Source organism: Amycolatopsis sp. NPDC051373 (assembly GCF_040689465.1).
Lineage (GTDB): Bacteria > Actinomycetota > Actinomycetes > Mycobacteriales > Pseudonocardiaceae > Amycolatopsis.
In genome coordinates this window covers 55,073-75,246 of sequence record NZ_JBFBAE010000038.1, presented here as the reverse complement: position 1 = coordinate 75,246, position 20,174 = coordinate 55,073, and the positions used below count along the sequence as shown (strand labels likewise).

At 71.0% G+C, this 20,174-nt stretch carries 16 protein-coding genes and 2 pseudogenes; 11 read left to right on the top strand and 7 right to left on the bottom strand.

The features are described from left to right. Positions 1-13 precede the first annotated feature (13 nt). From AB0383_RS44785 to AB0383_RS44760, 6 genes are read left to right on the top strand one after another with little or no spacing between them, the layout of a single operon-like run. On the top strand, positions 14-973 hold the full coding sequence (locus AB0383_RS44785) for an ABC transporter permease (protein ID WP_364185437.1): 960 nt from the start codon (positions 14-16) through the stop codon (positions 971-973). Next, positions 973-2,940, top strand: a complete 1,968-nt coding sequence (locus AB0383_RS44780) for a dipeptide/oligopeptide/nickel ABC transporter permease/ATP-binding protein (RefSeq protein WP_366190458.1) — start codon at positions 973-975, stop codon at positions 2,938-2,940. Before AB0383_RS44785 ends, AB0383_RS44780 begins: the two co-directional genes overlap by 1 nt. Beyond that, on the top strand, positions 2,937-3,902 hold the full coding sequence (locus AB0383_RS44775) for an ABC transporter ATP-binding protein (RefSeq protein WP_366190457.1): 966 nt from the start codon (positions 2,937-2,939) through the stop codon (positions 3,900-3,902). Before AB0383_RS44780 ends, AB0383_RS44775 begins: the two co-directional genes overlap by 4 nt. Beyond that, positions 3,899-4,828 carry a dihydrodipicolinate synthase family protein gene (locus tag AB0383_RS44770; protein WP_364185433.1) on the top strand — a complete coding sequence of 310 codons (930 nt, stop codon included), beginning with the start codon at positions 3,899-3,901 and terminating at the stop codon, positions 4,826-4,828. Before AB0383_RS44775 ends, AB0383_RS44770 begins: the two co-directional genes overlap by 4 nt. Further along, positions 4,829-6,835 (top strand): beta-galactosidase, encoded by a 2,007-nt coding sequence (locus AB0383_RS44765; RefSeq protein ID WP_366190456.1) that lies wholly within the window; start codon positions 4,829-4,831, stop codon positions 6,833-6,835. Positions 6,836-6,854: 19 nt separating this feature from the next. Then, positions 6,855-8,705 carry a sialidase family protein gene (locus tag AB0383_RS44760; protein WP_366190455.1) on the top strand — a complete coding sequence of 617 codons (1,851 nt, stop codon included), beginning with the start codon at positions 6,855-6,857 and terminating at the stop codon, positions 8,703-8,705. Between the two features lie 52 nt (positions 8,706-8,757). Here the strand turns inward: AB0383_RS44760 and AB0383_RS44755 are convergent, their stop codons facing one another. Further along, positions 8,758-9,504, bottom strand: a complete 747-nt coding sequence (locus AB0383_RS44755) for a sulfite exporter TauE/SafE family protein (protein WP_364185429.1) — start codon at positions 9,502-9,504, stop codon at positions 8,758-8,760. Between the two features lie 154 nt (positions 9,505-9,658). Next, entirely contained in the window at positions 9,659-10,393 is a 735-nt protein-coding gene (locus AB0383_RS44750; RefSeq protein WP_366190454.1) for a GntR family transcriptional regulator, read from the bottom strand. A gap of 193 nt (positions 10,394-10,586) precedes the next feature. On the opposite strand from AB0383_RS44750, the gene AB0383_RS44745 reads away from it, so the two are divergent. Beyond that, the gene (locus AB0383_RS44745) at positions 10,587-11,393 is read left to right on the top strand and encodes an SAM-dependent methyltransferase (protein ID WP_364185425.1); all 807 of its coding nucleotides are present in this window, start codon (positions 10,587-10,589) and stop codon (positions 11,391-11,393) included. Between the two features lie 7 nt (positions 11,394-11,400). Here AB0383_RS44745 and AB0383_RS44740 read toward each other — a convergent pair whose 3' ends face one another. After that, the gene (locus AB0383_RS44740) at positions 11,401-12,180 is read right to left on the bottom strand and encodes an SGNH/GDSL hydrolase family protein (RefSeq protein WP_364185423.1); all 780 of its coding nucleotides are present in this window, start codon (positions 12,178-12,180) and stop codon (positions 11,401-11,403) included. A 264-nt stretch (positions 12,181-12,444) separates the two neighbouring features. Here AB0383_RS44740 and AB0383_RS44735 point away from each other — a divergent pair, with 264 nt between their 5' ends. Then, the gene (locus AB0383_RS44735) at positions 12,445-13,308 is read left to right on the top strand and encodes a PRC and DUF2382 domain-containing protein (protein ID WP_364185552.1); all 864 of its coding nucleotides are present in this window, start codon (positions 12,445-12,447) and stop codon (positions 13,306-13,308) included. A gap of 70 nt (positions 13,309-13,378) precedes the next feature. Continuing rightward, positions 13,379-14,211, top strand: a pseudogene (locus AB0383_RS44730) (CE1758 family FMN-dependent luciferase-like monooxygenase); the annotation flags it as partial. On the opposite strand, the gene glgC reads toward AB0383_RS44730, so the two are convergent. From glgC to AB0383_RS44710, 4 genes are all read right to left on the bottom strand, one after another. Then, entirely contained in the window at positions 14,208-15,425 is a 1,218-nt protein-coding gene (gene glgC, locus AB0383_RS44725; protein WP_364185421.1) for a glucose-1-phosphate adenylyltransferase, read from the bottom strand. The pseudogene AB0383_RS44730 and the gene glgC overlap by 4 nt on opposite strands. Continuing rightward, entirely contained in the window at positions 15,422-16,579 is a 1,158-nt protein-coding gene (gene glgA / locus AB0383_RS44720) for a glycogen synthase (RefSeq protein ID WP_366190453.1), read from the bottom strand. The genes glgC and glgA overlap by 4 nt, the downstream gene beginning before the upstream one ends. Positions 16,580-16,649: 70 nt before the next feature. Continuing rightward, positions 16,650-17,294 (bottom strand): hypothetical protein, encoded by a 645-nt coding sequence (locus tag AB0383_RS44715; protein ID WP_364185418.1) that lies wholly within the window; start codon positions 17,292-17,294, stop codon positions 16,650-16,652. 61 nt (positions 17,295-17,355) lie between these two features. Continuing rightward, positions 17,356-18,141, bottom strand: a complete 786-nt coding sequence (locus AB0383_RS44710; protein ID WP_364185550.1) for a putative protein N(5)-glutamine methyltransferase — start codon at positions 18,139-18,141, stop codon at positions 17,356-17,358. A 173-nt stretch (positions 18,142-18,314) separates the two neighbouring features. Between AB0383_RS44710 and AB0383_RS44705 the strand changes: the two are divergent. Together AB0383_RS44705 and AB0383_RS44700 are read left to right on the top strand one after the other, a co-directional pair. Beyond that, positions 18,315-19,165, top strand: a pseudogene (locus AB0383_RS44705) (sigma-70 family RNA polymerase sigma factor). A 201-nt stretch (positions 19,166-19,366) separates the two neighbouring features. Then, positions 19,367-20,173 (top strand): PaaX family transcriptional regulator C-terminal domain-containing protein, encoded by an 807-nt coding sequence (locus AB0383_RS44700; protein WP_364185548.1) that lies wholly within the window; start codon positions 19,367-19,369, stop codon positions 20,171-20,173. Position 20,174: the final 1 nt, after the last annotated feature.

The following is a 20,174-nucleotide window of genomic DNA, read 5'->3' as shown; positions in this document are numbered from 1 at the left end:
AGGACCACCCACCGTGATCGTCGTCGTGCGGATGCTGGCCTCTCGCATCCTCGCCCTGATCCCGCTGCTGCTCGGCGTGATCCTGTTCGTGTTCATCGTGATGCAGTTCTCCCCCGTGGACCCGGCGCTCGCCGCGTTCAACGGGGCGAACGCGACCGAGGCGCAGCTCGACCAGTTCCGCCAGGCCAACGGGCTGCTCGATCCCCTGCCCCTGCAGTACGTGCACTTCGTGTGGCACCTGCTGCAAGGCGACTTCGGCACCAGTGTGATCACCAAGGAGCCGGTGGGCCAGACCATCGCCACCGCGCTCCCGCTCACCGTGCAGCTCACGCTGCTCGGACTGCTGATCGCGCTCGTGCTCTCGGTCGTGCTCGGCGTAACGTCGGCGCTGTTCCGCGGTCGCTGGCCCGACCACCTGATCCGGGTGGTCACGCTGGCGGGCGTCGCGGCACCGGCGTTCTGGATCGCGCTGCTGCTCGTGCAGTGGCTCGCCGTGGGCAAGGGCCTGTTCCCCACCAGCGGTTACGTGAGCCCGGCCGACTCGGTCTCGGGCTGGCTCAACTCGCTCACGCTGCCGGCGATCTCGCTGTCGCTGCCGGTCGCCGCGCAGCTCACGCGCGTGATCCGCACGTCGATGGTCGAGGAGCTGGACAAGGACTACGTGCGCACGGCCCGCGGCGGCGGCCTGCCGCCCGTGGTCGTGGTGGGCCGCAACGTGCTGCGCAACGCGCTGGTCAACCCGCTCACCGTGCTCGGCCTGCGCGTCGGCTACCTGCTCGGCGGCGCGGTGGTGATCGAGACGATGTTCGCGCTGCCCGGCATGGGCCAGAACATGATCCAGGCCGTGCAGGACGGCGACACGGCGAAGGTCCAGGGCTTCGTGATCACCATCGCCGTGGGCTTCGTGCTCGTGAACCTCATCGTCGACGTGCTCTACCTCATCGCCAACCCGAGACTGCGGAGCCACGCCTGATGCGCCCCGTCCTGCACGCGAACCTCACCGACCGACTCTCGCGGCCCGGGGTGCGGTTCCGGAAACTCCCGCCCACGTCGTGGCTCGCGCTCGGCCTGCTCGTGGTGCTCGCGCTGGTCGCGATCTTCGGCACGCTGCTGGCCACGCACAATCCCGACGCACTCAGCACCGACACCGGCGGCCCGAGCGCCGAGCACTGGTTCGGCACCGACCAGTCGGGCCGCGACATCTTCTCGCGGCTGGTGGCCGGCACGCGCTGGTCGCTCGCGATCGGCCTCGGCGCCACGGTGCTCGCGCTCATCGCGGGCGTGGTGATCGGCTCGTTCGCCGCGACGTCCGGGCGCAGGACCGACGCCGTGGTGATGCGCGTGATGGACGTGATCATGGCGTTCCCCGGCATCGCGCTCGCCGCGGTGCTGGTGGCGGTGTTCGGCCGCGGCATCCTCGTGCTGATCCTCGCGATCGGGTTCCTCAACATGGCCCCGGTCGCGCGGGTGGTGCGGGCCAACGTGCTGGCGCAGTACGGCGAGGACTACGTGGACGCCGAGCGCGTGATCGGCGCGAAACGGCTGTTCATCCTCGCCAGGCACGTCGCGGTCAACTGCGCGGCGCCGATCCTCGTGTACTGCACGGTGACGGTGGCCGACGCGATCGTGTTCGAGGCGTCGCTGTCGTTCATCGGCGCGGGCATCCAGCCGCCGAACCCGTCGTGGGGCTCGGTGCTCTCGGACGGCAAGGACCTCGTGCTGACGGGCGGCTGGTGGGCCACGCTGTTCCCCGGCCTGCTGATCCTGATCACGGTGCTGGCGCTCAACATCCTGTCCGAAGGCATCTCCGACGCGTGGGCCGCGCCTTCGGCCCGCAACACGAAGGCCGGCGAGGTCGCCAAGAAGATCGAGGCGGAGAAGGCCGCGGAGAACACCGCCCCGGTGCTGCCGCTCGCGGGCCTGCTCGAAGCCGGGGAGCGACTGGCGGCGAAGACACGTGATCTCACCGGGCGCAGGCCCGTGCTGGAGGTGAAGGACCTCGCGATCAGCTTCCCCGACCGCCACAACGGCGTGAACGTGGTCGACGGCGTGTCCTTCACCGTGCGTTCCGGCGAGGTGCTGGGGCTGATCGGCGAGTCGGGCTGCGGCAAGTCGCTCACCGCGCTGTCGATCATGGGCCTGCAGCCGGCGGGCGCGCGGCTCTCAGGCGAAGTCCTGTTCGAGGGCGAGGACCTGCTCACCATGAAGGCGGGCCCGCGCCGGCGCCACCTCGGCCACGACATCTCGATGATCTACCAGGACGCGCTGAGCTCCCTGAACCCGGCGATGACGATCCGCGCGCAGCTCAAGCAGTTCACCCGCCGTGGCGGCACGCGCACGCCGCAGGAGCTGCTGGAGCTGGTGAACCTGGATCCCGGCCGCACGCTGCGGTCCTACCCGCACGAGCTGTCCGGCGGGCAACGCCAGCGGGTGCTGATCGCCATGGCCCTGTCGCGCAGCCCCCAGCTGATCGTGGCCGACGAGCCGACCACGGCGCTCGACGTGACCGTGCAGGCGCAGATCATCAAGCTGTTGCTGCGCCTGCAGGAAGAGCTCGGCTTCGCGCTCATCCTGGTGTCGCACGACCTGGCGCTGGTCTCCGACGTCGCTGACCGCGTGGTCGTGATGTACGGCGGGCAGGTGGCCGAAACGGGCTCGACGGCCGAGGTCGTGGGCTCGCCGCGGCACCACTACACGCGCGGGCTGCTGTCGGCCGTGCTGTCGCTGGAGGAGAACGAGGCCACGCTCACCCAGATCAAGGGCGTCGTGCCCGCCCCGGCGGACTTCCCGCCCGGGTGCCGGTTCGCCGACCGCTGCCCGGCCGCGCGCGGCCACTGCTTCGAGGTGGCCCCCGAGCCCGAGGGGAACGGCCACCTCGTCGCCTGCCACTACCCCGCCGAACGCACGACCCCGGCCGTCGTGGAAGGAGCGCAGGTATGACGCTGGTCGAAGTCGACGGCGTGCACGTGGTGCACCGCGTCCGCGCGGCGAGCCTGTTCGGGCGCGACAACGTCTACGCGCTCACCGACGCGAACCTGGAGATCGCCGCGGGCGAGACGGTGGGCGTGGTCGGCGAGTCCGGCTGCGGCAAGTCCACGCTCGCCAAGGTGCTCGTCGGGCTGCAGAAACCGACACACGGCACCGTCCGCTACGGCGGCAAACCGCTGTCGGGGATGCGCCCGGCCGAGCTCGGCCGGCAGGTCGGATTGGTCTTCCAGGACCCGGCCACCGCGCTCAACCGGCGCCTGCCCGTCGCGAAGATCCTGCGCGACCCGCTCGACGTGCACCACGTGGGCACGCCCGCCGAACGCGCCGAGCGCGTACGGGAGCTGATGGGCCTGGTCGGGCTGCCGAGCAGCGTCGCGGACGCGTTGCCGGCGCAGCTTTCGGGCGGCCAACGCCAGCGCGTGGCCATCGCGCGGGCGCTGGCCCTGCGGCCGGCGCTGCTCGTGGCCGACGAACCGACGTCCGCGCTCGACGTGTCGGTGCGCGCGCAGATCCTCAACCTCCTCATCGACCTGCGCGAGAAGCTCGGTCTCGCCATGGTCTTCGTGTCGCACGACATCCAGACCGTGCGGCGCATGAGCGACCGGATCGTGACGATGTACCTCGGGCGGATCGTCGAAGAAGCGGCCGCCGAGGACCTGCCGGGCGACGCGCGGCACCCGTACACCCGGGCGCTGTTCTCGGCGACGCCGAGCCTGCTGCACCCGGTCGAACCGATCGTCCTCAGTGGACCCGTGCCGTCGGCGACCGCGCCGCCGAGCGGCTGCGCGTTCCACACCCGCTGCCCTAAGGCCACCGACGTGTGCGCGCTCGCCCTGCCGCCGCTCACCGAGGCCGCGGGGCACAGCTACCGCTGTATCCACCCAGAGATCACCACCGGAGTGAACGCCTCATGACCGCGACGAAGTTCGCCGGCATCATCCCCCCGCTGTGCACGCCCTTCAACGACGACTTCACCGTGGACACCGAGTCGCTGCGGCGCCACGTCGAGTTCCAGCTCGACGCCGGCGTCCACGGCATCTTCGTGCTCGGCTCGTCGAGCGAAGTCGCCTTCCTGCCCGACGCGCAGCGCCGCGTGACGATCGAGACGGCCGTGGACCAGGTCGCCGGCCGCGTGCCGGTGCTGGCCGGCTGTATCGACATGACGACCTTGCGCGTGGCCGAACACGTGAAGACCGCCGAGGAGGCGGGCGCCGACGCCATCGTGGTCACCGCGCCGTATTACACGCGCACGCACGTGGCCGAGATCGACCGCCACTTCCGGCTCCTGCACGAGAAGACGGCGCTGCCGATCTTCGCCTACGACATCCCCGTGGCCGTGCACACGAAACTCGACCGCGAGCTCGTGCTGAGCCTCGCGGCCGACGGCGTGATCGCCGGTCTGAAGGACTCCAGCGGCGACGAGGCCGGCTTCCGCTTCGTGCTCAAGGAGCGCCGCGAACGCGGCCTCGACACCTTCGCCGTGTTCACCGGCTCGGAGCTGCTCGTGGACTCCGCGCTCGCGCTGGGCGCGGACGGCGCGGTGCCCGGGCTCGGCAACGTCGACCCGGTCGGCTACGTGCTGATCTACGACCACGTCCGCTCCGGCAACCCCCACGCGGCGCGGCGCGAGCAGGACCGCTTGCTCTCGTTGTTCACCATCACCGACGTCGCGCCGCCGAGCCGGATGGGGCGCGGCTCGGCGGCACTGGGTGCGTTCAAGGCGTCGATGAAGATGCGCGGGTTCATCGACAACGCCGTGATGGCGCCGCCGCAGCTGCCGCTCAACGGCGACGAACTGCTGCGCATCAAGGAGAAGCTGGCCGAAGCGGGGCTGCTCTAGATGGACCGCGTCTACTACGGCGGCGACTACAACCCGGAGCACTGGTCCCCCGAAGTGTGGGACGAGGACCTGTCGCTCATGGCCGAGGCGTCCGTCTCGATGGTCACGGTCGGGATCTTCTCGTGGGCGCAGGTGGAACCGCGGCCGGGCGAGTACGACTTCGGCTGGTTCGACACGGTGCTGGACAAGCTCGCGGCGGGTGGCGTGGACGCGTGCCTGGCCACCATGACGGCGTCACCGCCGCCGTGGCTCTCCCACCGGTATCCCGAAATCCTGCCCGTGCGCGTGGACGGGACGCGGCTTTCGGCGGGGGCGCGGCAGCAGTTCTGCCCGTCGAGCCCGGTGTACCGCGAACACGCGGCGCGGCTGGTGGAGCGGGTGGCCACGCGGTACGCCGGGCACCCGGCGCTGAAGATGTGGCACATCGGCAACGAGTTCGGCTGCCACATCCGCGCGTGCTACTGCGAGGTCTCGGCCGCCGCGTTCCGCGACTGGCTGCGCGAGCGGTACCAGAGCGTCGAGGCGCTCAACGCGGCCTGGAGCACCACGTTCTGGTCGCAGCGGTACGACGACTGGGCCGAGATCGAGCCGCCGCGCGTGGCGCCGACGTTCCCGAACCCCGCGCAGCAGCTGGACTACCACCGCTTCTCCTCCGACGCGTCGCTCGGCTGCTACCTCACCGAGCGCGAGGTGCTCTCGCGGGTGACGCCGGACGTGCCGGTGACGACGAACTTCGTCGGTCTGGTGCAGAAAGCGCTCGACTGGCATTCCTGGACGCCGCACGAGGACGTGGTGAGCCTCGACTCCTATCCCGACCCCTACGATCCGCGCGGGCACGTCGAAGCGGCGTTCGCGTACGACCTCGTGCGGTCCACCAAGGACGGACAGCCGTGGCTGCTGCTGGAGCAGGCGCCGAGCGCGGTGAACTGGCGCACGCGCAACGGCCCCAAGCCACCGGGCTCGATGCGGCTGGGCAGCTGGCAGGCCGTGGCCCGTGGCGCCGACGCCGTGCTGTTCTTCCAGTGGCGCCAGACAGCCGGCGGCGCCGAGAAGTTCCATTCCGCGATGGTGCCGCACGGCGGGCGGGACACGCGCACGTACCGCGAGGTGGCCGACCTCGGCCGTGAACTGGCGTCGGTGCCGCAGCTCGCGGGCAGCCGGGTGAGGGCCGAAGTCGCGATCCTGCACGACTGGAACAGCTGGTGGGCCCTCGAGCTCGACTCGCACCCGTCGGACGACCTGCGACAGCTCGACGCGCACCTGGCCCACTACGCACCGCTCTTCGACGCCAACGTGACGTGTGACGTCGTGCGCCCGACCCGGGAACTGTCCGGGTACAAGCTCGTGGTGGTGCCGAACCTGTACCTGATGGACGCCGGCGTCGCGGAGAACCTTCGGTCCTATGTGGCCGGTGGCGGGCACCTGGTGGTGTCGTTCTTCTCCGGCATCGTCGACGAGAACGACCGCGCGTACCTGGGCGGGTACCCGGCGCCGTTGCGGGACGTGCTGGGCCTGAGGGTCGACGAGTTCTGGCCGCTGCCCGAGGGCGGCTCGATCGGGCTCTCGCTCGGCTGCGCTTCCCGCGAGAAGGCTTCCGCCACCATCTGGTCGGAGTGGGTGGAGACCGAGGGCGCGGCCGTGGTCGCGACCTTCGGCTCGGGGGAGCTCCCCGGCCGCCCGGCCGTGACGCGGAACTCCTTCGGCGAAGGGGTCGCCTGGTACCTCGCGACCCGGCCCGACGCGGCCACGATGAGCGCGTTGTTCGACCGGATCACCGCCGCGGCCGGGGTTGCGCCCGTGCTGCCCGGCCTGCCCGAGGGCGTGCAGGCCGTGGTCCGGCACGGTGCCGACGGCCAGTACCTGTTCCTGCTCAACCACGGCGCCGAGGCGGTCACGGTCACGCTGCCCTCGCCCGCGCCCGATCTGCTCACCGATCCCGGCCACCCGACGGAAGCGGTGCTCCTGGCCCCGCGTGGGGTGGCCGTTCTACTGGGGAGTTTCACTTAGCCGAAGGGAAGAACGGGACATGAGACCGATCATCCGCTGGGCACTCGCGTTCGCGGTGCTGGTGTCCGGCGTGTTCGTACCGGCAGCCGTACAGGCGGCGCCGGCGCCGGTTCCGCAGTTCGACCAGCAGGTACTCTTCAACCCGCACCAGGAGACGGGCTACGCCTGTTTCCGCATCCCCGCCACCGTCCGCAGCACGCACGGCACCCTGCTCGCCTTCGCCGAGGGCCGGCGCGACAATTGCGGCGACACCGGCGACATCGACCTCGTGCTCAAGCGTTCCACCGACGGCGGGCAGACGTGGTCACCGCTGCAGGTCGTGAACCCCGGCGGCGGCGACACGCACGGCAACCCGATGCCTATTGTGGACAGTCGGACGGGACGGATCGTGCTGGTCACCACGTACAACAAGGGCCGCGACGACGACAAGGCCTGCGACGTGCCGTGTCCGCGGACGCCGCACTCGCAGTACAGCGACGACGACGGCCTGACGTGGTCGGCGCCGGTGGACATCAGCGCGCAAGCGAAGCTGCCGGCGTGGGACTCGTGGTACGCCTCGGGTCCGGTGCACGGCATCCAGCTCACGAAGGGCCGCCACGCGGGCAGGCTGGTGTTCGGCGTGAACGCGGAACGCAGCGACGGCACCAATTCCATCGAAAACTACGCCGCCCTGATCTACAGCGACGACTCCGGGCGCAGCTGGCACGTCGGCGCCGTCGACAGCTACGCGCACCCGGTGGGCGCCACGTATGCGCAAAAGCCTTCGGAGGTCAGCGTCGTCGAGCTGCCGGACGGCACGATCTACGCCGGCGGCCGCGAGCAGGGCGGCACCGACGTCGGCAACCGCGACTACGCGCTGAGCCGCGACGGCGGCCAGACGTTCAGCAAGCGCTTCACCACCATCCCCGACCTGGTGACGCCAATGGTGCAGGGTTCCCTGCTTCGCCTGCAGCGTCCGGGCGGGGAGCGGATCCTGTTCGCCTCGCCGTCGGACACCGACCGGCGGCGCTGGATGATGATCCGCTCGTCCTACGACAACGGCCGCACGTGGGAGGACGCGGAGCAGGGCACCCGGGTGACCGGCGACTGGTCCGGCTACTCCGACCTCGTTCAGCTGAGCGGCCCGGCCGACCGCGACGCGAAGATCGGCCTGATGTACGAGGGCGGCGCGGTCGACGCCCGCGACGAGATCCGCTTCGCGCGCTTCGACGAGAACTACCTGGGGTGGCAGCGTCCCGCCGGCCCGACGACCCCGGACGTCTCCCGGCCGGGCGCCGTCGCCTACGTGCTCGGCGGCGCCGCGGTGTCCCACGGCGCGCTGCAGCTCGACGGCGTCGACGACTTCGTGCGGGTGCCGTTCTCGCCCGCGCAGCTGCCAGGGTCTGGTGATTTCACCTTCACGACGTCGTTCAACTACGGCGCTTCGAAGGACCCGCAGGCGTTGCTGTGGCTCGGCGGCATGGGCACCACGGCACCGCAGCTGTGGCTGCGCGGTGAACCCGCGTCGCACCGGCTCATCGCCATGATGACCACCGCGGCGGGCAGCAAGTCGGTGACCACCACCCAGGCTTACGACGACCGGCAGTGGCACCACATCGCGCTCGAACGCACCGGCGGCCGGCTCGAGATCTGGGTCGACGGCGTGCTCGCCGCGTCCGGCCCGGACTCGCCCGGTTCGGTCAGCGAGACCGTCTCGTTCCAGCTCCAGCTGGGCGAACGCCTCGACGGCGCCATGCACTTCGCCGGCTCCCTCGACGACGCGCGGCTCTACCGCCGGGCGCTGCCGGAGTCCGAAGTGGACGCTGTCGCGGCGGGCCGGACGGTGTGGCCGGGTCCGGTGGTGCAGCTGCCGTTCGACCGGGTGCGCTGAGTTTGTTCTCTCGGTTGAAGGGCACCTCGACGGACTTCTCTCAAGGTGCCCTTCAGCCGTGCAGCACCAGGTAGGGCGCCACGGCCACCAACGCGACCACGAGCGCGATCCGCAGCCGTATCGTCGGCAACGCGTGCGCGATCTTCCAGCCGATGACCACCCCCGCCAGCTCCGGCACCCCGACGACGGCCGCCAGCCGCCAGTCGATGGAGCCGTGGAGGAGATACCCGGCCGCCCCGGCCGTCGCGATCACCACCGACTGCACCTGTGCCGCCGCGAGCGCCTCCAGCATCGGCAACCCCACCACCACGAGCACCGGCACGGTCAGCATCGGCCCACCCACCCCCACCAGCCCCGCCGCGACCGCCACCCCGGCCCCGATCGCGAGGATCGAGCCCGTCGCCGGCTCCCGCCCCACCACCGGCCGCCGCAACACCACCAACGCCGCCACCACGACGGCGAACACCCCGAGCACCACCCCGAACCACCGCGCGGACACCAGCGAATTCAGCAAAACCCCGACCGGCGTCCCCACGACCGCGACCCCCGCCAGCAGCCCGGCGACCCTCCTCGTATGCCGCTCCCGCAACTGCCCGGACCGCACATACGCCGCACTCCCGGCCACCCCCGTCGCCACATGCGTGACGATCGCCGTCCCCGCCACCTGCGCCGGCGCGAGCGGCGTCAACAGGAACAACGCGATCGTCGGCAGGACACCCCCGGGTCCGATCGCCGTGATGCCGATCCCGCCCACCAGGCCGAAAAGTGCGAGCAGAACATCGATGGTCACGCTCGTCATGTCTGCCTCCCGGCCTGGACCATGCCCCACGACGCCTGCGTCCGGGGCGCCGGCCGCACCCCACCACTCGCCGCCTCGGGGCTCGCGGCCAGTCGCGGCGAGCCGGGCCGAGCCGCGAAACGAAGCCCCGCGCGGCAGGCGATCGCAACGCTCGTCATGCCGGGCCTCGGTGCAGCGTCGCGCGCAAAGTGAGCCGGTCCGCGCGGATGTGGAGGGTTTCGGCGTCCACGGGGCGGCCGTCGTCGAGGTGTGTCAGGCGGTCGAGGGCGAAGACGGCCGTGCCGGGCGCGATGCCCAGCAACGCGGCGGTGTCTGGGCCGGCGGTCACGGCGTGGACCACGACGTCGGCCCGGCCGAGGCGGCGGCCGCTGGTTTCTTCGATGAGGGCGAACAGGTCGCGGCCCGCGAGGTCGTGGTCGAGCAGCGGGACGCCGATGTCGGCGGTCAGGTACGTGGTGTCCAGCGAGAGCGGCACTCCGCCGAGGCGGCGCAGGCGTTCCAGGTGGACGGCGGGCGCGCCGGGAATCAGCCCGAGCCGTTCGGCGATCGCCGGTGGGGGCGTGACGATGCCGACGGAACGGACCTCGTTCACGACGTCGCCGTAGCCGTCGAGGGCCTCGGCGAGGCCGGCGAGCCGGTCGAGGCCGTGGCCGTACTTCGGGTGCACCACGAGCGTTCCGACGCCCTGGCGCCGCTCCACGAGGCCTTCGGCGCGAAGCAGGCCGAGGGCCTCGCGCACGGCGTTGCGCGTGGCGCCGAGCTGGGTGCCGAGGGTGTGCTCGTCGGGCAGCGGGCCGTCGTCGAAGGCGCCCGCGGTGATGCGCTGGCGCAGGACGTCGGCGACCTGCCGGGCCCGCTCGGCCCGGGGCCGGGGCGACGAAGTTTCCACCTGCGCGACCGTACCCGGATCCGCATTACGCCAGGGTTACGCCACCTGCCGTGACCTGCGTAAACCCGGTGACCAGCGTCAAAGGCCCCGACTCGCCGGGTTCCGCCACCGCCGCCGGATCGCAACTCGGCGGGCCTTGCGAAAAAGATCTATCTGTGCTATTCTTGTACGATTGCGGGCTAGGGTCGTCCTTGTGATCGAACCCAGCTTCACGGCCCTCACCGCGGCCGCCGCTCGCGCCGCGCACCTCATCGTCGACGCCGAGCCCAGGATCTTCACCGACGAGCTCGCCGCACCCCTGCTCGGCGACTACGGCGACCAACTCCTCGCCTACCACCGCGACAACCGCGAAGACCCGATCCTCGCCGGCGGTCGCACCCAGGTGCTCTGCCGCAGCCGCTACGCCGAAGCACAGCGCGCGACCCAGAGCGTGGTCCTCGGCGCCGGCCTCGACACCTCCGCCTACCGCGCGCCGCACACCTACGTGTTCGAAGTGGACCTCCCGCAGACGCAGGAGTGGAAGCGCGCGCAGCTGACGAACGCGGACCTTCCCGACCCCGCGAACCGCACCTTCGTCCCACTGGACCTGGCGACCGGCGACCTCGTCGAAGCCCTCGTCAAGCACGGCTTCGACCTCGCCCGCCCGACGCTCGTCAGCTGGCTCGGCGTCACGATGTACCTCACCGAAGCCGCCATCACCCGCACGCTGCGCGCCGTCGCCGGCCTCGCGCCGGGCACGCAGCTCGTCGCCGACTACGTGCTCCCCGCACAGCTGCGGGACGACGCCGGCACGCACTACGCCGACGCCGTCTCCCAGGTCGCCGAGCGAGCCGGCGAACCCTGGCGCAGCTGCTTCTCCCCCGACGAGCTCACGGACCTGCTGCGGGACAACGGCTTCGGCACCGTCCGGCACGTCCACCAGCGCGACCACGACGTGTGGCCGCGCCCCGACGCCCTGCGTCCCGCGGAGCTGTTCGTGCTCGCCCACGCGACCGTCTAGCCGGACCTCAACCGCAGATGCTGCCCAGGCTCGCGGTCCAGCCCCACCACATGCCGTACTCGGCGAGGTTGCCGGCGTCGTTGAGGTGGATGTTGTCCGAGGTCCACGGGCTGGGGTTGGGCAGGTTCGCCGAACCGGACGGCGGGATGTACTGGCGCAGGTCCACGAGCGCCGTGCCCTTCGCGACCGCCGTCTGGTAGATCACCGACGCGTACTGGTCCCAGGTGTACTTCTGGGTGTTGCCGCCGTACGGGTTCGGCGTCCACTTGAGCTGGGCGTAGATCGACATGAGGATGTCGACGCCCGGCCGCGCGGCGCGGATGCCGTCGATGACGTTGTTCAGGTCGGTCTGGAACTTGGCCGGGTCGTTCTGGGCCCACAGGTCGTTGCCGCCGAGGTCCACGAGGACCAGGTCCGGCTGCTTGGCCTGCATGTCGGCGATCGCGCCGGTGGTGCCCGCCCAGCGGCCGCCTGGCAGGTAGTCGGCCGCGAGCGCGCCGTTGTGCGAGTAGTTCTGGACGTTGGTCTGCCACTGCGAGTGGACGTCGTTGGCCAGCTTGGTGGTCCAGCCGTAGGTGGTGGGGAACCAGGTGTCCGTGGTGGACTGGTAGCCGGTGGTGCCGTAACCCGTGTCGGCCGAGGTGCCGACGATGGCGATGTTGTCCTTGCGGGTGCACCAGGTGCTTTCCTGGGCGGCGTCGGCGGAGGTGACCACCGTGGACATGCCGATACCGAGGCCGATCAGGGTGAGCACTGCGCCGAGTCTGGCGAAGGTGGCTTTGCGCATCTTCGAGGGGACCTTTCAGGGGAACGGGAGCGTCTGCGCCTGAATCGCTCCACACCGGACAGTTGTTACCCGATCCGGTGAGGTTCGGCTGCGGTCCGCGATCGTTCGGGCAGCCGCTGTGCCCGCGCGTTACCCGAACGAAGTGCACTAAACGTTTTCTTTCCGGGGTAACCCACGAGAACAACGGAGAGTTGCCGTGATCGACGACACGTCCGACGGTGGAGATCAGCAGCGGAAAACCGAGGGAGAAAGGACGTGAGTGCCGTGGCCGGCACCCTGCAACCCCAGCAGCTGATGGACAGCGCCGTGGTCGATCCGGACGGCAACAAGATCGGCAAGGTCGGCAACGTCTACCTGGCCGACGCCACCCGGGAACCCGAGTGGATCACCGTGAAAACCGGGTTGTTCGGCAGCAAAGAGAGCTTTGTACCGCTCTCGGGCGCGAACGTCGACAACGACGGGATCCACGTGAATGTCGCGAAGGACCAGGTCTCGGAGGCGCCGCGGATCGACGCCGACGGGCACCTGTCGTCCACGGAGAGCGCCGAGCTGTACCACCACTACGGCCTGCCGATGCCGCGCACGGCACCGGATGCGAACGCGGGACGGAACAAAATGGACACCACCGCCGGCCGTGGCAAGCATGGGATGGCGGCTGGCCGGGACAAAATGGACACTGCGGGCGGCCGTGGCATGCAGGACGCGGCAATGGCTCGTGAAGGGCGCTCGGCGGCCGACGCCGGCTCGGGCACCCGCGGCGAGGAGATGATCCGTTCCGAGGAGCGCCTGAACGTCGGCACCGAGCAGGTGGAGACCGGGCACGTGCGGCTGCGCAAGTACGTCGTCACCGAAGAGCAGCAGGTCACCGTCCCGGTGAGCCACGAAGAGGTCCGCCTCGAGCGCGAGCCCATCACCGACGCGCGCGGCGGGACCGGTCGCGCCGAGCTCGGCGAGCAGGAGCAGGACGTGGTGCTGCACGCCGAGAAACCGGTGATCAGCAAGGAAACCGTGCCCGTCGAGCGCGCGCGGCTGAACACCGAGACGGTCACCGACGAGCAGACCGTGAAGGGTGAGGTCCGCAAGGAGCAGTTCGACCTGCAGGACGAGGCCAAGAAGCGCAAGCACTGACGTACGGAATACCCGCCTCCCGCTCCCGGTTCAGTTGATGCATCAACTTCGGGAGCGGGAGGCGTTCATGCTCATCACCACCAACGACCCGGTGAAGCTCGCCGAGGAGTACGCGATGCTCCAGCACCTCGCCGACGGCCGCGTCGACCTCATGTGGGCCGCGGCAACACCGGGCCCGTCTACCCTGGTTCGGCAAGGACATCCGCGACGGGATCGCGCTCGCGGTGGAGAACTACGCCCTGCTGCGCCGGCTCTGGCGTGAGGAGCTGGTGGACAGGGAAGGCAAGTTCCGCACCCCGCTGCAGGGCTTCACCTCCACCCCGCGCCCGCTCGACGGCGTGCCTCCGTTCGTCTGGCACGGCTCCATCCGCAGCCCGCAGATCGCCGAACAGGCCGCCTACTACGGCGACGGTTTCTTCCACAACAACATTTTCTGGCCCGCCGACCACACGCGGCGGATGATCGAGCTCTACCGCACCCGCTTCGAGCACTACGGCCACGGCACGGCCGCCGACGCCATCGTCGGCCTCGGGGGGCAAACCTTCATGCGCCCGAACTCCCAGGACGCGATCCGCGAGTTCCGCCCGTACTTCGACCACTCCCCCATCTACGGCGGCGGCCCGTCGCTCGAGGGCACGATGGACCAGACCGCTGTCGGTCGGCAGCCCGCAGCAGGTCATCGAGCGCACCCTCGCGTTCCGCGACTACGCCGGCGACTACCAGCGCCGGCTCTTCGCCGTCGACGGGATGGGCCTGCCGCACAAGGCGGTGCTGGAGCAGATCGACATCCTCGGTGAGCAAGTGGTTCCCGTGCTGCGCGCGGAGTTCGCCGAGAGCCGCCCGGCGAACGTCCCGGGCGCCCCGACGCACCGGTCCCTGGTTGCTGCGGCGCGCCGGAGCTAGATCGCCGATTCTCCCTTGCCCAGCACCACGATCCCGCCCGAGCTCACGTGGTAGTGCTCGCGGTCGCGGGCCAGGTCGACGCCGATGTGGGCGCCCGGTGGGACGACCACGTTCTTGTCGAGGATGGCCCGGCGCACCACGGCGCCGCGGCCCACGCGGGCGCCGTCCAGGATCACCGAGCCCTGGACGACCGCACCGTTTTCGACGACGACGTCCGGCGAGAGCACGGAGTCCACGACCTGCGCGCCGGAGATGATGCAGCCGTTGCTGATGATCGACTGCCCGGCGCTGCCGCCCTCCACGAACTTCGCCGCGGCGCGCTGGCCCGGGTGGGAGAGGATCGGCCACTTGCGGTTGTAGAGGTTGAAGATCGGATACGTCGAGATCAGGTCGGTGTGGGCGTCGTAGTAGCTGTCGATGGTCCCGACGTCGCGCCAGTACCCGTGGTCGCGTTCGCTCTCGCCGGGGACGACGTTGCCGCTGAAGTTGTAGACGGCCGCCTGGCCCTTGTCCACGAGCGCGGGGATGATGTCGCGGCCCATGTCGTGTTTGGACCCGACGTTCTTCGAGTCCGCGTGCAGCGCGTCGAGCATCACCTGCGTGGTGAACACGTAGTTGCCCATCGACACGTACGCCTCGTCGGGCGAGTCCGGGAGACCCGGCGGGTCCGCGGGCTTCTCGAGGAACGCGTCGATCCTCGTGCCGTCGCCGGTCTGGATCACGCCGAACGCGCTCGCCTCCGCGCGCGGCACGCGGATGCCCGCCACGGTCACGCCGGCGCCCGACGCGATGTGCTCGTCGATCATCTGGCGTGGATCCATGCGATAGATGTTGTCGGCGCCGAACACGGCGATGTAGGCGGGCGACTCGTCGTAGACCAGGTTGAGGCTCTGGTGAATCGCGTCGGCACTGCCCTGGAACCACCGCGGGCCCAGCCGCTGCTGCGCGGGCACCGGCGTCACGTACTCGCCGGTCAGCGACGAGAGCCGCCACGTGGTCGAGATGTGGCGGTCGAGCGAGTGCGACTTGTACTGCGTGAGCACGCAGATCCGCCGGATTCCGCCGTGGACGAGGTTCGAGAGCACGAAGTCGATCAGGCGGTGCACCCCGCCGAAGGGCACTGCGGGTTTGGCCCGGTCGGCCGTGAGCGGCATGAGCCGCTTGCCTTCGCCACCGGCCAGCACGATCCCCAGGACATCCGATCCGTCGATCACGAAACCCTCCCGCACGCCTCGTAGATCGCGACCGTCCTCGCGGCGATCGCCGCCCAGCCGAACTCTCCCACGGCGCGGTCGCGCCCGGCCAGACCCAGCGCGGCGGCCCGGGCGGGATCCGCGATTAGCTCGTTGATCCGCCGCGCCAGCCCCGCTTCGAACGCCGCGGTGTCGTTCTCGTCGTAGTGCACGAGCAGTCCCGTCGCGCCGTCGTCGACGACCTCGGGGATCCCGCCGACGTCGCTGGCCACCACCGCCGTGCCGCACGCCATCGCCTCGAGGTTCACGATGCCCAGCGGCTCGTAAACCGACGGGCAGACGAACACCGTCGCATGCGTCAGCAGCTGCACGACCTCGGGACGCGGCAGCATCTCGGGGATCCAGTGCACGCTGGTGCGCTTCTCCTGCAGCTCGGCGACGAGACCGCGGAACTCGGCGTCGAGCTCCGGGGTGTCGGCGCCCCCGGCGCAGAGCACCAGCTGCACGTCCTCGGCGAGCTCGGAGCCGGCGCGCACGAGGTGCGGCACGCCCTTCTGCCGCGTGATGCGCCCGACGAACAGCGCGTACGGCCGGTCCGGGTCGATGCCGTGCTTGGCCAGCACGTCGCGACCGGGGTCGGGCCGGTAGAGCGTGGTGTCGATCCCGTTGTGCACCACGTGCACCCGCGTGGGGTCGACCGCCGGGTACGCGGCGAGCACGTCTTCGCGCATGCCCGCACTGACGGCGATGATCGCGTCGGCCGCCTCGTACGCGTCCTTCTCGATCCACGACGACACGCGGTAGCCGCCGCCGAGCTGCTCGGCCTTCCACGGGCGCAGCGGTTCGAGCGAGTGCGCGGTGATCACGTGCGGCATGCCGTGGGCGAGCTTCGCGAGATGGCCGCCGAGGTTCGCGTACCAGGTGTGGCTGTGCGCGAGGTCGTGCCCGGCCAGCGCGTCGGCCATCGACACGGCGATGTCCATGGTCGCGAACGCGGTCTGCGCGTAGCCGTGGAGGTCGCGGTGGCCGTGGGCTCCGTCGTCTCGATCCGGCCCCCAGCAGTGCACGTCGAGGTCGACCAGCGACCGCAGTTCGCGGGCGAGGAACTCGACGTGCACCCCCGCTCCGCCATAGACGTCCGGCGGGTACTCCCGGGTGAGCAGGCCGACCTTCATGCCCCGACCCTAAACGGCACGGGCCGGGAAGTGCAGTACGGGGAAGCGACCAATCCGTGTCGTGATCGACTCACCGAGCTCTCGTCCCGGTGACCGGGCCGACGCGTTCGACGGCGGGCAGCCGCAGGCCGTGGTGGGCGAGTTCGCGGGCGGCGAGGTCGGCGACGACGTCGGGATCGCGTTCGCGCCAGCCCGTGGTGAGGTCGCCGGCCCGGACCTTGCGCGGCAGGGGCCGCGTGACGAGTGCGCGCAGGGCGAGCAAGTCGAGTCCTTCGGCGCCCTGGCGGCGCAGCCGGGCCGCGGCCGTCGCGCCGCGCGTGAAGCGCCACCGCAGTGGCAGCCACGAAACCAGCAGGAACACCAGCGGCACGGAGACGACCAGCACCGCGAGCCACCACGCGAGGTCCTCGACGGCAGTGATCTGCCAACGGCCGGCGTCGGCGAGTTCGGTGCCCGCGGCCGAGCCGGACTGCAGCGCGTCGGCGAGCGGGTGGCCGATCAACGGCACCTGGCCGGCCTTGTCGGCGGCCGCGTCGAACGTGGCGCGCAGCCCGGAACCCGCGTCCACGAGCCCGTCGCCCGGCACGCGCAGGCGCATGACCTCGTCGTACACGCGCACGGCCAGCCACACCGCGAACGCGAGCAGCCCGAACGCGAACACGTCGCTGAGCACCTGCGCGGTGCGGCGGACCGGACGGTCGGCGTAGACCTTCATCGGGGCCCCTCACTCTCGCGGCCCCGGCCAACTACCCGGGCCGCCGCTCGGCGAACCACGATTACTCCTTGTGCAGCAACGGCTTCCGCTCGCCGACGACCACCGTCGCCCCGAGGTCTTCCGACTCCTCGACCCACGCGCGCAGCCCCACCTGCGCCAACGCCGCGACGGCCGACTCCGCCTGCCGCTCGCTCGTCTCGAACAGCACACGCCCGCCGGGCGCCAGCCACTGTGGCGCCTCCGCGACCACGCGCCGCAGCACGTCGAGCCCGTCGGCTCCCCCGTCCAGCGCCACGAGCGGCTCGTGCTCCCGCGCCTCCGGCGGCAGCAGCTCGACCTCGCCACTCGGCACGTACGGCACGTTCGAAATCAGCACCTCGACGCGACCCCGCAACCGCTCGGGTACGGGTTCGAACAGGTCACCTTCGTAAACCGCACCGTCGATGTTCGAACGCGCACACCGCACCGCGACCGGATCGACGTCCGCTGCGTGGAGTTCCACACCGGGCACCTCGGCCGCCACCGTCGCCCCGAGCGCGCCGGACCCGCAGCACAGGTCGAGCACCACCCCGCCCGGCCGCGCGAACCCTGCCGCCAGCCGCACGAGCAGCTCCGTGCGGTGCCGCGGCACGAACACGCCCTCGGCCACCGCGAACCGGCGCCCGGCGAACTCCGCCCAGCCGACCACGTACTCCAGCGGCTCCCCCTCGACTCGCCTCCGCACCAACGCCTCCAGCGTCGCGGCGTCCCCCGCGGCCGCCTCGCCGAGCACGCGCGCCTCCTCCTCGGCGAACACACAACCCGCCGCCCTCAACCGCGCGACCACCGACTCGACATCCCCGGCCACAGACAACCAAAAGCCTTTCCACCGCACGAAGAACCCGACCGGGCCCCATCCCGATCCGAAACCTCCACACTAGTGACCCTCGTCCGTTCCGCGTGGCGTCCCGCGCTATCGACCGCTCGGTCACATCTTTCCCCCCAGACGTCAACCTGACGAGGCACCACACCCGGAGGAGGATGCCGACCGTGAACGAGCTGGCCGAGCAGTTCGAAACCCACCGCACCCACCTCAGGGTCGTCGCCTACCGCATGCTCGGCTCCCTGGCCGAAGCCGACGACGCCGTCCAAGAGGCCTGGCTGCGGCTCAGCCGTGCCGACTCCTCCGCCGTGACCCATCTCGGCGGCCGGCTCACCACTGTCGTCAGCCGGGTCTGCCTCGACCTGCTGCGCTCCCGCCAGTCGCGTCGCGAGGAGCCCGCCGGCGAGCAGCTCCCGGACGGCGCCGACACCGCCGACCCCGAAACCGAGGCCGTGATGGCCGACTCGGTCGGCCTGGCGCTGCTCGTCGTCCTCGACACGCTCTCTCCGGCCGAGCGCCTGGCGTTCGTGCTGCACGACATTTTCGGCCTGTCGTTCGACGAGGTCGCCCCGATCGTCGACTGCGCCCCGGCGGCCGCGCGCCGGCTCGCGAGCCGGGCCCGCCGCCGCGTCCGCGGCACTCCGGCCGGGGCCGAAGCGGACCTGGCCCGCAAGCGCGAGGTCGTCCACGCGTTCCTCGCAGCCTCGCGCGGCGGCGATTTCGCCGCGCTCGTGGCCCTGCTCGATCCGGACGCCGTGCTACGCGCCGACGGCGACGTCGCCAAGCTCGTGCGCGGGCCGAGAACATCGCCGCGGGCGCCGGCCGGTTCGCGGACCGCGCCGCCGTCTCGCGGCCCGCGCTCGTCGGCAGCCGGCCGGGCATCATCGCGGCGCCGCTGGGCCGGCTGCGGGTGGCGATGGCGTTCACGATCGAGGGCGGCGTGATCACCGAGGTCGACATCGTCACCGAGCCGGAGCGGCTGGCGGAACTGGAAATCTCGATGCTCTGAACCGCGCGGTGATCGATGCGAAACCGTTCGGGGAAGTTCAGGCAGGAAGCCTTGCGAGGAGAGCAACCGTTCTCCCCCGGGTCACGCACTCGGGCACCGTCAACCGGGTAATCTGACCAGACGCTTGTACCAGTTTTTCTCCCGGAAGGCGGTGATCCGCAGGTGGCGGCCACCCGGCCCACCGTCACGCGGCGGCGCGAACTGGCGCACACCAGTGCGCGGTCGCTGCTCATGACAGTGCTCGGCGAGTACGTGCTGCCTCGCCAGGAGCCGGTCTGGACGTCGTCGCTGGTCGACGCCCTCGCGTTGTTCAAGGTCGAGGAGAAGTCCGCCCGCCAAGCGCTCGCCCGCGCTTCCGGCGAGGGCTGGCTGAAGTCCGAACGCGCGGGCCGGCGCGTGCGCTGGCTGCTGACCCCGCCGGGACGCCGCCTGCTGAGCGAAGGCGCCGAGCGCATCTACGGCTTCGGCCGGCAGACCGGCGAGTGGGACCGCAGGTGGCTGGTGCTGCTGGTGTCGGTGCCCGAATCCCAGCGCGACCTGCGCCACCGCATGCGCACCCGGCTGAGCTGGGCGGGCTTCGGCTCACCCGCGCCGGGCGTGTGGATCAGCCCGAACGTCGGCGCGGAACCCGAGGCCGCCCGGCTCGTCGCGGAGCTCACCGACGGCGGGCAGGCCATGTCGTTCGTCGCGAGCTACGCCGAGATCGGCGACGAACAGCAGATGGTCGCCCGCGCCTGGGACCTGCGCGAGCTCGAACACCACTACGAGCGCTTCATCGACGAGTTCACCGGCCTCGCGCCGCGCTCGGGCGAGGCCGTGCTCCTCGCCCAGACCCGCCTGGTGCACGAGTGGCGCCGATTCCCGTTCCTCGACCCCGACCTGCCGCGCAACCTCCTGCCCGACCGCTGGAGCGGCACGCAGGCGGCCGAGCTGTTCCACACCCGCCACGCCGAATGGCGCGACGAGGCCCAGGGGCACTGGGACTCCTTCGTCGAGAGCGGCGGCTAGC